Origin of the sequence: Sphingomonas arabinosi (assembly GCF_036663715.1) — a bacterium.
In the GTDB taxonomy this organism is placed as follows: Bacteria; Pseudomonadota; Alphaproteobacteria; order Sphingomonadales; family Sphingomonadaceae; genus Sphingomonas.
On the sequence record NZ_JAXOJN010000007.1, the window covers coordinates 186,088 to 198,761 of the forward strand.

The following is a 12,674-nucleotide window of genomic DNA, read 5'->3' on the forward strand; positions in this document are numbered from 1 at the left end:
CTGCAACCAATCGCACCTGCGCCTCGCCCCGTCTCGCTTACACGGCTTCTTAAGATATCTTACACGGGTCGCGTGGCACACTGCAGGCCAATCAGAAGACCGAACAGGCCAACCCCATGACCGTGAAGTCGGTAGCGACGCGTTCGCTCCGCAACATCAGTCGGGAATTCATGACCGGTGCCGTCACGGGCGCCGCACTGCTTCTGTTCGTCGGCACCGCGGGCACCGCTATCGTCAAGGCGCTGGCACAGTGGCACGGTAGCGATGCGGTGATCGATCGCGCCTTGATCGCGGCGCTGCTATTGAACGCGGCACTGATCCTGTTCGGCTGGTTCCGATACCGGGCGTTATCGGAAGAGTTGAGCGACCTGACCGACGCCGGCCGCCATGCCCACGCGCTTGCGCAGCGTGATCCGCTCACCGGCTTCCTCAATCGCCGCAGCCTTTCCGAAGACGGGGCGACGCTGTTCTCCAGCGCCCGCCGTCGCGGCAAGGTGATGGCCATGCTGACGATCGACATCGATCACTTCAAGAGCGTCAACGATCTGCACGGCTATGCAGTCGGCGACCTGTTGCTCGCTCACGTCGCGGAGACGATCGCGGCGATCGCGCCCGGCACCAGCCTGCTCGCGCGCCTGGGAGCCGATGAATTCGCCTGCACCTTCGTCTTCGACTCTCCGCGCAAGAACGTCGCCGACCGGATCGCCGAGCGCATGGTCGCAGGCCTTGCATCGCCGTTCCGCACCAACGGCGTCGACATCCACACCAGCGTCTCGATTGGCATCGCCCTGTCCGATCGCGATTGCCCCTCGATCGACGCACTGCTGCGTAACGCCGACATCGCGCTCCACGCTGCCAAGACCGCCGGACGCAGCCGTCACGCGTGGTTCGACACGTCGATGGAGCAATCACTGCAACTGCGCGGCGAACTCGAAGCAGGTCTCCGCAGTGCCATCCCGGCGCAGGAGGTCGTTCCGTATTTCGAGCAGCAGGTCGACCTGACCACCGGCCTCATCACCGGCTTCGAGGTGCTGGCGCGCTGGGAACACCCGACGCGCGGCACGATCGCGCCCGACGTGTTCATCCCGATCGCGGAGGAAACCGGGCTGATCGGAGAGCTCTCGCTGTCGATCATGCGCCAGGCATTCGCCGCCGCGCGCGACTGGGACGCGGCACTCAGCCTGTCGGTCAATGTCTCGCCGCTGCAACTGCGCGACGCGTGGCTCGCACAGAAGATCATCAAGACGCTAGTCGAGACGGGCTTCCCCGCCAGCCGGCTTGAAATCGAGATTACCGAGAGTGCGCTGCTCGACAACCTCCCGCTCGCGCAGTCGATCGTCGGCAGCCTGAAGAACCAAGGCATACGCATCGCCCTTGACGACTTTGGCACCGGCTATTCGAGCTTGGCGCATCTGAGGGCACTGCCGTTTGACCGGATCAAGATCGACAAGAGCTTCGTCTCGTCGATCCTCGACAATCCGGAGAGCATGGCGATCGTGAATACGATCGTGCGGCTGGGGGACAGCCTCAACCTGCCCACGACCGCAGAGGGAATCGAGGACGCCGCAATCGAGGAGCGTCTGCGTGCGATCGGATGCACGAAGGGCCAGGGATATCTGTACGGGCGACCGCTCGGCACGGCACAGGTCCGGCGCTTGCTGGCGGAAAAGCGACTGCTGGCACAGCGCCCCGACCGCGACGCGCCGCCACCGCGAGGGATTGCGCCTCGATTGGCGAGCTAAGACCCACCAAACGCCACCCCGGCCGATGCCGGGGCCCAATTGGAAAGGTCGCAGTAACCGCGGACCGTCCTTCACCATCATCGTCTCCCAACTGGGCCCCGGCCTCCGCCGGGGTGGTGTTGGGTGAAGGACCGCTCCTCAATCTGTTCTCCCGCGAAGGCGGGAGCCCAGGACCAAGCAGCGCTCCGTTTGATCCCCTGGGCTCCTGCGTTCGCAGGAGAACGGCGGTGGACAGCCGGGCATTTCCCACAGACCATAAAACCGCAAAGCGTGGACTTCCCCCCCCGCCCCTCCTAAATCGCGCGCTATGCCATCTGCCCCGCAGCCAGAGGTCATCAGCCTCGGCTGCCGCCTCAACATTGCCGAAAGCGAGACCATCCGCGCGCTCGTCGCCGGGCGGGACATGGTCGTGGTCAACAGCTGCGCCGTCACCAACGCCGCCGTGAAAGCCACACGGGTTGCCATCCGCCGGGCCAGGCGCGACCGCCCCGAGGCCCAGATCGTCGTCACCGGATGCGCCGCGCAGATCGACCCCGCCAGCTTCGCCGCCATGCCCGAAGTCGACCGCGTCATCGGCAACGCGGACAAGCTGACCGCACAAGCGTGGCAGACCGAGGCCCCGGTTGTCGTCTCCGACATCATGCAAATCCGCGAGACCGCACCGCATCTCGCCGCCAGCTTCTCCGCCCACGCGCGGGCGTTCGTCGAGGTCCAGAACGGGTGCGACCATCGCTGCACCTTCTGCGCGATCCCGTTCGGCCGAGGCCCGAGCCGCTCGGTCCCCGCCGGCGCGGTCGTCGACCGGATCGCCGGCCTGGTCGATTCAGGCCACAGGGAGATCGTCCTCACCGGCGTCGACCTCACCAGTTACGGTCCCGACCTTCCCGGTACGCCAACGCTAGGCCAGCTCGTCGAGCGCATCCTGAATCATGTGCCAAAGCTGGAACGCCTGCGCCTGTCATCGCTCGATGGCATCGAGATCGACGACCGCCTCTTCGCGCTGCTCACGGGCGAAGCGCGCATCATGCCGCACGTCCACCTCTCGCTCCAGGCCGGCGACGACATGATCCTCAAGCGCATGAAGCGCCGCCACTCGCGCGCCGAAAGCGTCGCCCTCGTCGAACGCCTCAAAGCCGCCCGCCCCGACATCGCGATCGGCGCAGACCTGATCGCCGGCTTCCCGACCGAGGACGCGGCGATGTTCGCCAACACGCTTGCGCTGATCGACGACTGCCACATCGTCCACCCGCACATCTTCCCCTATTCGCCGCGCGCCGGCACCCCTGCCGCGCGGATGCCGCAAGTCGAACCCGAAGTCCGCCGCCAACGCGCCGCCCTGCTCCGCCAAGCCGGTGAAACGGCGCGAGTGAACTGGCTCCAAACGGTGGTCGGCACCTCGCAGGACGTACTCGTCGAACGCCCCGGCGACCGCGGCCATATCGGCAATTTCGCAGAAGTCGTACTGGACGAACCTGCGATACCCGGCGACATCGTCCGCATCACGATCACCGGCGCCACGTCCGACCGCCTTAGCGCAACACGAGAACCATTATGAGCACCACCCCAACCTGGCACGACAAGCTGATCGGCGGCTTCAAGCGCACCTCCGACCGGCTCGTCGGCAACCTCGCCGGCCTCGGCGGCGCGCGGCTCGACAACGCGACGCTCGACGACATCGAGGAAGCGCTGATCGCCTCCGATCTCGGCCCCGAGACCGCCGGCCGCATCCGCCACCGCCTCGCCGAGGGCAGCTTCGAGCGCAACATGGAGGAGCTCGGCATCCGCGTGATCGTCGCGGAAGAGGTCGAGAAGGTCCTCGCCACCGTCGCCAAGCCGATCGAGATCGACGCCTTCCCGCGCCCGCAGGTGATCCTCGTCATCGGCGTCAACGGCTCGGGCAAGACCACCACCATCGCCAAGCTCGCGCATCTGCTGATGGAGCAGGATTACGGCGTGATGCTGGCGGCGGGCGATACCTTCCGCGCGGCTGCGATCGGCCAGCTCCGCACCTGGGCCGAGCGCGTCGGCGTGCCGATCGTGACCGGCCCCGAGGGCGGCGACGCGGCAGGCGTGGTGTGGGACGCGGTCAAGAAGGCGACCGAGACCGGCATCGACGTGCTGATCGTCGACACCGCCGGGCGCTTGCAGAACAAGCGCGAACTGATGGACGAACTGGCGAAGATCCGCCGCGTCCTCGGTCGCATCAACCCGGAGAGCCCGCACGACATCGTCCTCGTGCTCGATGCGACCACCGGCCAGAACGCACTCCAGCAGATCGAGGTCTTCAAGGAAGTCGCGGGCGTCACCGGGCTCGTGATGACCAAGCTCGACGGTACCGCGCGCGGTGGCGTGCTCGTTGCGGCGGCGGAGAAATACGGCCTCCCGATCCACGCGATCGGGATCGGCGAGGGCATGACTGACCTGCGGCCGTTCGATGCTAACGAGGTCAGCCGGATCATCGCGGGCGTCGAGAGCGTTCGGAAGTAACGCTACTCCATTCGCCCCGACCCTCTTTTTCCGTTCGTCCTGAGCGTAGTCGAAGGACCGGCCCGTTTGTGGCATGTCCTTCGACTAATCTCAGGACGAACGGTATTCTGGATTGATCTCGTGACCCCCACCAAGCCCCCCTTATCCCCCGGCCTCCGCATGGCCATCGACTATGGCCCACTCGCGATCTTCTTCGCGGTGAATTTCCTCACGCCCGGCCTGCCGATCGTCCGCGTCGTCGCCGCCACCACCGCGTTCATCATCGCCACGGTCGCGGCGATGATCGTGTCGAAGGTTAAAACCGGCCATATCTCGCCGATGCTGTGGCTGTCGGGCGCGCTGATCGTCGTGTTCGGCGGGCTGACGATCTACTTCCACGACCAGCGCTTCATCCAGATGAAGCCGACGATCATCTACGCGATGTTCGCCGCAATCCTGACCTTCGGGCTCGTCACCGGGCGACCGCTCCTCCAGTCGCTGCTCGGCACCGCCTATCCCGGCCTGTCCGCCGATGGCTGGCGCAAGCTGACGCGCAATTGGGCGGTGTTCTTCGTCTTCATGGCGGTGCTGAACGAAGCGGTGTGGCGCAACACGACCTGGGATTTCTGGGTCGGCTTCAAGCTGTGGGGCTCGATCCCGCTGACGTTGCTGTTTGCATTCGCCAACATCCCGATGCTGCTGAAGCATGGATTGCAAACGGGCGACAAAGCCGTGACCGACCTGCCGCCCGAAGGGTAATCTCTGCTCTGCTCTGCTCCCCTCCCGCCTGCGGGAAGGGTTGGGGGAGGGCCTGACCAAACAGAGCGGACGCCAGTACGTACGTCGCGCCCTCCCCTAGCCCTTCCCGCGAGCGGGAGGGGAATGCGCCTCAGCCCGCGACCTTCGCGTAGCGCTCGCCTACGACGTCCCAGTTCACGATGTCCCACCAAGCCTTCAAATAGCCCGGACGATCATTCTTGTACGTCAGGTAATAGGCATGCTCCCACACGTCGTTACCGAGCAGAGGCGTACCCGGCTCCTTGGCGTCATCCATCAGCGGATTGTCCTGGTTCGGCGTGCTCGTCACCTTCAGCTTGCCGCTCGCATCCGCGATAAGCCATGCCCAGCCCGAGCCGAACTGCCCAGCACCCTTGGTGTTGAACTCTTCCTTCAGCTTGTCGAGGCTACCGAAGTCGCGATCGATCGCCTCGGCGAGCTTACCTGACGGTGCTTGGCCGCTCTTAGCCGCCATCGTCTTCCAGAAGAAGTCGTGGTTCCAGAAGCCACCACCATTGTTGCGGACCAGCGGCGGCTGCGACGAGATCATGCCGAGGATGTCCTCGATCGACTTGCCTTGCAGCGCCGAATCCTTCTCGACACCCTCGTTCAGCTTCGCCGTGTACGCCGCGTGATGCTTGTCGTGATGAAACTTCATCGTTTCCTGATCGATCACCGGCTCGAGCGCATCATAGGCGTAAGGCAGCGGTGGGAGTTCGAAAGCCATGGGGTTTCTCCTTTATGGGGTCGGACGTGAAACGCCCGCGCGCTCCAAATGGTCCCCAGAAACTCGTTACGCAAGCGTGCCCGTCGTCGTCGAGCCAGTCCGTCAGGCGGCGGTCTTGCCGTATTCCTGCCGTGTCACCGGGTGGCTCGACGAGAGCCCCCCATCGACCGCGATCGCCTGGCCGTTGACGTAGCTCGCGTCGTCGGAGGCGAGGAACAGTGCCACCTTCGCCAGTTCCTCGGGCTGTGCGCCGCGGTGGAGCGGGTTGAGGCGGCCGACGCGGTCCATCTTGTTCGCCTCGCGCGCGTAGTCGAAGACGGGCTTGGTCATCCCGGTTTCGGTCAGGCCGGGGCAGATCGCATTGACGCGGACATTGGAGCCGGTGAGTTGCTGCGCGGAGACGGCGGCGAGGTTGATGACGCCGGCCTTGGACGCGGAATAGGCGGGCGAGCCCGCGCCGGAGCGGATGCCGGCGACGCTAGCGGTAAGGACGATGGCCCCCTTGCCGCGTTCGGCGATGCGCGGGGCGGCGTGCTTCGTCGCGAGGAACGGGCCGATCAGGTTGACGCGGAGTACTTCGGTGATGAGCGCGACGTCGGTATCGAACAGGTTCGCCATGCCGCCCGAGATACCCGCATTGGCGAACATCACGTCGACCCCGCCGAAGCTGTCGCACGCGAGCACGACCGTACGGATCACGTCCTCTTCGAGGCCAGCGTCGATGCGGATCGCCTTGGCCGTGCCGCCGGCTTGCGCGATCAGGTGGGCGGTTTCGTCCGCGCCTTCGGTCTTGTCGGCGACGATGACCTTGCCTCCTTCGCTCGCGAACAGGAGCGCGGCGGCGCGGCCTATGCCGGAACCTGCGCCGGTGACGATGATCGACTTGTTCTCGAAACGCATGGGGTTCCCTTCCGGTTAGATCGTGACACCGCCGTCGATGACCATCGTCTGGCCGGTCATGAACGCGCTGGCCTGCGAGGCGAGGAAGACGACCGCGCCGGCGATCTCCTCAGGCTCGCCGATCCGGCGGAGCGGAACGCGCGTGTTCGCGGCCTCGATCCGGTCCGGGTCCTCCCAGAGCGCGCGTGCGAAGTCGGTCTTGATCAGGCCGGGCGCGATGCAGTTCACGCGGACGTTGGACGGCCCGAACTCGACCGCGAGGTTGCGCGCGAGCTGCATGTCGGCGGCCTTGCTGATGCAGTAGGCGCCGATGACGGGCGAGCCGCGCAGGCCGCCGATCGACGAGATGATGATTATGCTGCCGCTGCGGCGCTCCAGCATCTCGGGCGCGACCATCTGGATCAGCCAGTGATTGGAGACGATGTTGTTGTCGAGAATCTTGCGGAACTGGTCGTCGGCGATGCCGGCCTGCGGTCCGTAATAGGGGTTCGAAGCGGCGTTGCAGACGAGGACGTCGATCCGGCCGAACCGGGCGCGCGTCTCGTCGACGAGGTGTTGCAGCGCTGCCTTGTCGGAGATGCTCGCGGCGATGGCGATCGCGGTACCGTCGCCGTGCTTGGCGTTGAGCTCCGCGGCGACGGCATCGCAGGCGTCCTGCTTGCGGCTGGAGATCACAAGCTTAGCACCGTGCCCGGCGAGTTCGCGCGCGGATGCGAGGCCGATCCCGCGCGACGATCCGGTGACGATGGCGACGTGTCCCGTAAGATCGAACTGCGACATTCCTGCTTCTCCCCTCCCGCATGCGGGAGGGGCCGGGGGTGGGCACCCGGCCAGCCACAAACGGTATCGGTTATGGTGAGCGCGAGCCCACCCCTAGCCCCTCCCGCACGCGGGAGGGGGATGAACTAAGCCCCCGCCCTCACCGCGAACCCCCAGGCCGCATCCGCCAGCCCGTGGATCTTCGCCACCGTCTTCTCCGCTTGCGCGCTCGACGCGGTGCCGTCGACGATGCGCTTCTTGATGCCCTGGACGATGCCGGTCAGCCGGAAGAGATTGTAGGCGAAATACCAGTTTAGATCGGGCACCCCATCGCGGCCGGTCGCAGCGCAATAGCGCTCGACGACCTGCTCGATCGTCGGGATCCCCGTTTCCGGCCCGGTCATGCCGAGCACGCCCGAGCGCCCTTCGGGTTCGGTCACCCAGCTCATCAGCAGATACGAGAAGTCGGCGAGCGGATCGCCGAGAGTCGACAATTCCCAGTCGAGAACAGCGGTGACTTTCGGCTCAGACGGCGCGAAAATCATGTTGTCGATGCGGTAGTCGCCGTGGACGATCGAGGTACGCGTCTGCTCGGGGAGCGTTCTTGGCAACCATTCGATCAGCCGCTCGACCGACTCCATCCGCTCGGTCTCGGCGGCACGGTATTGCTTGGTCCATCGGCCGACCTGGCGCTCGAAATAATTGCCGGGCTTGCCGTAGTCGCCGAGCCCCGCCGCCGCATAATCGGTGTTGTGGAGCGCGGCGAGCGTGTCGACCATCGCCTCGTAATGTGCAGTCCGCTCGGGCGGGGTCGCGCCGGGCATCGCGCCGTCCCAGATCGTCCGGCCCTCGACCATCTCCATGACGTAGAAGGCCGAACCGATCACGGCCGCGTCTTCGCAGAGACCATAGGGCCGTGGGACCGGGAAGCCGGTCGGATGCAGCCCCGCGATCACGCGGTATTCGCGGTCGACGGCATGCGCGCTCGGCAGGATCGGGCCGAATGGTTTCCGGCGCAGGACGTAGGCGCGGGCCAGCGTATCGAGGCGGTAGGTCGGGTTCGACTGCCCGCCGGCGAACTTCGCGTACGTCAGCGGCCCCGTATAGCCCGGTACATTGGCGGTCATCCACGCGCCGAGCTTTTCGAGGTCGAGCTTGTCGCGCTCGCCGACTTCGATCGTGCCGACCATGCTTGTCGATGCGTCGCTCATGCGAACGTGATCACACTGCGGGTGGTGTCACCGCGACGAAGCTCGTCGAACGCGTCGTTGATCCGCTCCAGCGGCATCCGGTCGGCGATGATAGTGTCGAGATCGAGCAGCCCGCGCATGTAGAAATCGACCAGCCGCGGGATGTCGACCGGGAAGCGGTTCGAGCCCATGAAACCGCCCTGCAACCGCTTGCCCGACAGCAGGTCCATCGCCGAAAGCCCGACCTTCTCGCCGAGCGGCATCATCCCGAGGATCGTCGCTGTGCCGCCCCGTCGCAGCACCTTCACCGCAGTGGCGGCCGATTGCGCGCGCCCGACCGCCTCGATCGCGTGATGCACGCCGCCCTTGGTGATCGCGACAACCTCGTCGGCGGCGGTGTCGGACAGCGCATCGATACTGTGCGTCGCGCCGAGCTTCTCCGCCATCGCGCGCTTCTCGGGCACCGGATCGAGCGCGATGATCTTCCCTGCGCCGGCGATCTTGGCCGCGTTGACCGCCGCGAGGCCGATTCCGCCACAGCCGACCACGCAGACCGTCTCGCCCGGCGTCACGTCGGTGGTATTGAACACCGCCCCCGCCCCGGTCGTAATCGCGCAGCCGAGCAACGCCGCGCGGTCCATCGGCATGTCGCGGTCGATTGCCACACACGCGTGTTCGTGGACCAGCATCATCTCGGCATAGGCGCTGAGGTTCAGCATCTGCGCGATCGGCCGGTCGCCGAGCACGAGCCGCGGTGCGGCGCCCTTGGGACGGCGCACGCTGGCGTCGATGCACAGCGACATCCGCCCGGTGACGCAGAACTCGCACTGGCCGCAGAAGGCCGAGAGACAGGTCACGACATGGTCGCCGACCTTCACCCCGCGTACTTCGTCGCCGACTGCCTCGACTACGCCGCAAGCCTCGTGCCCCGGGATCGTCGGCATCGCATGCGGATAGGCGCCGTCGACGAAATGCAGATCGGAGCGGCACACGCCGACCGCCATCGTGCGGATCAGCACCTCGTGCGCCATCGGCTTCGAGACGGTCACATCCTCGATGCTGAGCGGGGTGTTGGCTTCGAAAAGGACTGCGGCTTTCATGTTTAGTCAGGCTCCGAAAATGGCGGACGCACAATCAAAATTCCGTTCGTCCTGAGCGCAGTCGAAGGACATTGCCCCAAGCCAGCCGGTCCTTCGACTTCGCTCAGGACGAACGGGGGATGGGGTTACCGGCTCACACCGACGTCCCCGCTGGACACGCCACCCTTGCGGAAGTCGCCATATTTCCCGAACTCGTTGCGCGCGATCGAGCGGTTGTGGACCTCGTCCGGACCATCCGCGAACCGGAGAGTCCGCATCGCCGCCCAGTCATGCGCGAGCCGGAAGTCGCCCGAAACACCGCCGCCGCCATGCGCCTGGATTGCGTCGTCGAGGATGCGCAGCGCCATATTGGGAGCAGCGACCTTGATCATCGAAATCTCGATCTGCGCGGACTTGTTGCCGGCCTTGTCCATCATGTCCGCCGCCTTGAGGCACAGCAATCGCGTCATCTCGATGTCGATGCGCGCCGTCGCAATGCGCTCCTCCCACACCGAGAAGTCGGCGATCCGCTTGCCGAACGCGACACGGTCGAGCAACCGCCGCGCCATCGCCTCGATCGCGGTCTCCGCCACGCCGATGGTCCGCATGCAGTGATGGATACGCCCCGGCCCCAGCCGCCCCTGCGCAATCTCGAACCCACGCCCCTCGCCGAGCAGCACGTTCTCGACCGGCACGCGGACATTCTCCAGCACGACCTCACCATGCCCGTGCGGCGCATGGTCATAGCCGTACACCGACAGCATCCGCTTGATCGTCACACCGGGCGTATCCATCGGCACGAGGATCTGGCTCTGCTGCTGGTGCCGCGAACCCTCGAAGCTCGTCTTGCCCATCACGATAGCGATCTTGCAGCGCGGATCGCCCACGCCCGACGACCACCATTTCGTACCATTGATGACGTAGTGATCGCCATGGCGCACCATCGACGTTTCGATGTTGGTCGCATCCGACGACGCCACCGCGGGTTCGGTCATCAGGAACGCCGAGCGGATCTCGCCACGCATCAGCGGGCCGAGCCACCGGTCCTTCTGGTCGCGCGTGCCATAGCGGTGAAACACCTCCATATTGCCAGTATCGGGCGCCGAACAGTTGAAACACTCGCTCGCCCAACCGACCTTGCCCATCTCCTCCGCGCATAACGCATATTCGAGATTGGTGAGCTGCGTGCCTTCGAACTCGAACGAATCGTCGACGTGCGTCTGGCCCGAATGCGGCGGCATGAAGAAATTCCAGAGGCCGGCGGCCTTGGCCTTCTCCTTCATCTCCTCGATTACCGGAATCACCTTCCAGCGCTCGCCCTCATGCGCCTGCTGGTCGTAATCGGCCTGTCGCGGGCGAATATTCTGGTCGATGAAATCGCGGACCCGATCCCGGAAATACGTCTCTCGTTCGCTCAGCGTAAAATCCATGCGGGCTCTCCGTTCGTCATCGCTTTTGTGGCGGGTTAGACCATACCGCGTATTCGGTAAAGCGTGTGGAGGGCCCCGGAAAGCATGTTTTCAAGTCCGCCCTGAAACCGCCTAAAAAGCACTGTATCTTCAAATCGAAGCTGTTAGGGTGTTTCGATGAAGGTTCCGGCAGAGGCCAGCGACGAGAGCGAACAGGGGACCAAGCGCTTCCGTGCGAAGCGTGACGCGATCCTCGCCGCGGCGGCAGAAGCGATCAACGAACAGAGTGCCAAGGGCATGACGTTCGCGGACGTGGCGCGGCGCGTCGGGCTCAATACGACCAGCGTTACCTATTATTTCAAGCGCAAGGAAGACCTTGCCGCCGCCGCGTTCGAGAACACGCTCGAATCCCTGATCGCGATGCTCGACGTAGCGGCGGAAGAAGCGACGCCAGAGGACCGCGTGCGGCGTTATCTCGCGCTCAACATGGACCGGCTCGGGCGGATTCAGCGCGGCGAGGAGAAGGCGTTCGCGGTCCTCTCCGATCTGCGTGCGACCGAGGAGCCGATGCGCGGCCGGCTGATGGCGGGCTGGCGCGAGGTGTTCCGCCGGACGCGCCTGTTGTGGGGGCCGACGTCCTCCCGCGCTCAGACCGATCTCAACGGCGCACGCGCGCATGTGCTGCTGGAGAACACGTTCTGGCTGCCGATCTGGCTCACCCGCTACGAGCCCGATCAATATGGTCGCGTCGAGGAACGCCTGATGGACGTGTTCGCGCACGGCATCGCGGGGAAGGACACCAGATGGTCGCCTACCCTGCTCGACTTGAGCCACGACGAGGCCGAGCCGGGGCGCGAGGCGTTCCTGCTGGCGGCGACGCGCCTGATCAACGAACTCGGCTATCGCGGCGCATCTGTGCAGAAGATCGCATCCGAACTGAACGTCACCAAGGGCAGCTTCTACCACCATCTCGATGCGAAGGACGATCTCGTCATAGCCTGCTACCGGCGCAGCTTCGACACGATCGCCGATGCGCAGAGCCGCGGCGAGGCCGAGGGCGGGAGCTACTGGCACAAGCTGTCGAGCACCGTCGCGACCTTGCTCGACGTGCAGTTCGCCGAGCGTGGGCCGTTGCTGCGTACCACGGCGCTGAGCGGCCTGCCGGTCGGCGTGCGCAATGCGATGGTCGATCGCTCGAACGGCATCGCGCGGCGCTATGCGGGCATGATGATGGACGGGATCGGCGAAGGCTCGATCCGCGCGGTCGATGCGCTGATCGCGGCGCAGGCGTTGATGGCGCTCCAGAATGCGGCGTTCGACATGCGGAAGTGGGCGTCGACGATGCCGCGCGAACGGGCGATCGCGATGTATGCTTCGACGCTGATGTACGGCCTGTTCGACGATCGGATGGCGAAGGCCTGACCGTTCTGCCAGGACTGGTCGACGTTCGCGGCCGGAACGGTTGGTTACGCCGCGTTAACCGCGGACGGCTGGTTCCCGGCATCCACGGAGGCCGCACGCAGACCATCCCGACCGATCTTGCGACGGGTATCATCGAGGTCGACGCGTCCGGCTTCTGGACGATGCGGTGTTCGACGATCGGGCGACGGCGCTGGCATAGATGA

The 12,674-nt window shown here is 65.5% G+C and carries 11 protein-coding genes; 5 read left to right on the top strand and 6 right to left on the bottom strand.

The features are described from left to right. The first annotated feature begins 116 nt into the window (after positions 1-116). From U1708_RS13450 to U1708_RS13465, 4 genes are all read left to right on the top strand, one after another. The gene (locus U1708_RS13450; protein ID WP_332746357.1) at positions 117-1,742 is read left to right on the top strand and encodes a putative bifunctional diguanylate cyclase/phosphodiesterase; all 1,626 of its coding nucleotides are present in this window, start codon (positions 117-119) and stop codon (positions 1,740-1,742) included. Between the two features lie 307 nt (positions 1,743-2,049). Then, positions 2,050-3,297, top strand: a complete 1,248-nt coding sequence (gene mtaB, locus U1708_RS13455) for a tRNA (N(6)-L-threonylcarbamoyladenosine(37)-C(2))-methylthiotransferase MtaB (protein WP_332746358.1) — start codon at positions 2,050-2,052, stop codon at positions 3,295-3,297. Then, on the top strand, positions 3,294-4,229 hold the full coding sequence (ftsY, locus tag U1708_RS13460; RefSeq protein WP_132740487.1) for a signal recognition particle-docking protein FtsY: 936 nt from the start codon (positions 3,294-3,296) through the stop codon (positions 4,227-4,229). Before mtaB ends, ftsY begins: the two co-directional genes overlap by 4 nt. A gap of 111 nt (positions 4,230-4,340) precedes the next feature. Next, a complete protein-coding gene (locus tag U1708_RS13465) occupies positions 4,341-4,967 on the top strand; it encodes a septation protein A (protein ID WP_332746422.1) in 627 nt (208 codons plus the stop codon). Between the two features lie 130 nt (positions 4,968-5,097). On the opposite strand, the gene U1708_RS13470 is transcribed toward U1708_RS13465, so the two are convergent. The 6 genes from U1708_RS13470 to U1708_RS13495 form a co-directional block, all read right to left on the bottom strand. Next, positions 5,098-5,712, bottom strand: coding sequence for a superoxide dismutase (locus tag U1708_RS13470; RefSeq protein WP_332746359.1), 615 nt, complete (start codon positions 5,710-5,712; stop codon positions 5,098-5,100). 102 nt (positions 5,713-5,814) lie between these two features. Beyond that, positions 5,815-6,612: an SDR family NAD(P)-dependent oxidoreductase gene (locus U1708_RS13475; protein ID WP_332746360.1), complete on the bottom strand. Its 798-nt coding sequence runs from the start codon at positions 6,610-6,612 to the stop codon at positions 5,815-5,817. Between the two features lie 15 nt (positions 6,613-6,627). Then, positions 6,628-7,392 carry an SDR family oxidoreductase gene (locus U1708_RS13480; RefSeq protein WP_332746361.1) on the bottom strand — a complete coding sequence of 255 codons (765 nt, stop codon included), beginning with the start codon at positions 7,390-7,392 and terminating at the stop codon, positions 6,628-6,630. 125 nt (positions 7,393-7,517) lie between these two features. Continuing rightward, complete coding sequence (locus tag U1708_RS13485; protein WP_332746362.1) at positions 7,518-8,582, bottom strand: phosphotransferase family protein; 1,065 nt, start codon at positions 8,580-8,582, stop codon at positions 7,518-7,520. Then, entirely contained in the window at positions 8,579-9,661 is a 1,083-nt protein-coding gene (locus U1708_RS13490) for a Zn-dependent alcohol dehydrogenase (protein WP_332746363.1), read from the bottom strand. Before U1708_RS13490 ends, U1708_RS13485 begins: the two co-directional genes overlap by 4 nt. Before the next feature lie 125 nt (positions 9,662-9,786). After that, positions 9,787-11,070, bottom strand: a complete 1,284-nt coding sequence (locus tag U1708_RS13495; protein ID WP_332746364.1) for an acyl-CoA dehydrogenase family protein — start codon at positions 11,068-11,070, stop codon at positions 9,787-9,789. 156 nt (positions 11,071-11,226) lie between these two features. Here U1708_RS13495 and U1708_RS13500 point away from each other — a divergent pair, with 156 nt between their 5' ends. Then, a complete protein-coding gene (locus tag U1708_RS13500) occupies positions 11,227-12,471 on the top strand; it encodes a TetR/AcrR family transcriptional regulator (RefSeq protein WP_332746365.1) in 1,245 nt (414 codons plus the stop codon). Positions 12,472-12,674: the final 203 nt, after the last annotated feature.

What these genes read in the sequence shown, in the direction of transcription:
- U1708_RS13450 (WP_332746357.1), top strand. Translation starts at nt 117, where the DNA reads ATGACCGTGAAGTCGGTAGCGACGCGTTCGCTCCGCAACATCAGTCGG.
- mtaB (WP_332746358.1), top strand. Translation starts at nt 2,050, where the DNA reads ATGCCATCTGCCCCGCAGCCAGAGGTCATCAGCCTCGGCTGCCGCCTC.
- ftsY (WP_132740487.1), top strand. Translation starts at nt 3,294, where the DNA reads ATGAGCACCACCCCAACCTGGCACGACAAGCTGATCGGCGGCTTCAAG.
- U1708_RS13470 (WP_332746359.1), bottom strand. Translation starts at nt 5,712, where the DNA reads ATGGCTTTCGAACTCCCACCGCTGCCTTACGCCTATGATGCGCTCGAG.
- U1708_RS13475 (WP_332746360.1), bottom strand. Translation starts at nt 6,612, where the DNA reads ATGCGTTTCGAGAACAAGTCGATCATCGTCACCGGCGCAGGTTCCGGC.
- U1708_RS13480 (WP_332746361.1), bottom strand. Translation starts at nt 7,392, where the DNA reads ATGTCGCAGTTCGATCTTACGGGACACGTCGCCATCGTCACCGGATCG.
- U1708_RS13485 (WP_332746362.1), bottom strand. Translation starts at nt 8,582, where the DNA reads ATGAGCGACGCATCGACAAGCATGGTCGGCACGATCGAAGTCGGCGAG.
- U1708_RS13490 (WP_332746363.1), bottom strand. Translation starts at nt 9,661, where the DNA reads ATGAAAGCCGCAGTCCTTTTCGAAGCCAACACCCCGCTCAGCATCGAG.
- U1708_RS13495 (WP_332746364.1), bottom strand. Translation starts at nt 11,070, where the DNA reads ATGGATTTTACGCTGAGCGAACGAGAGACGTATTTCCGGGATCGGGTC.
- U1708_RS13500 (WP_332746365.1), top strand. Translation starts at nt 11,227, where the DNA reads ATGAAGGTTCCGGCAGAGGCCAGCGACGAGAGCGAACAGGGGACCAAG.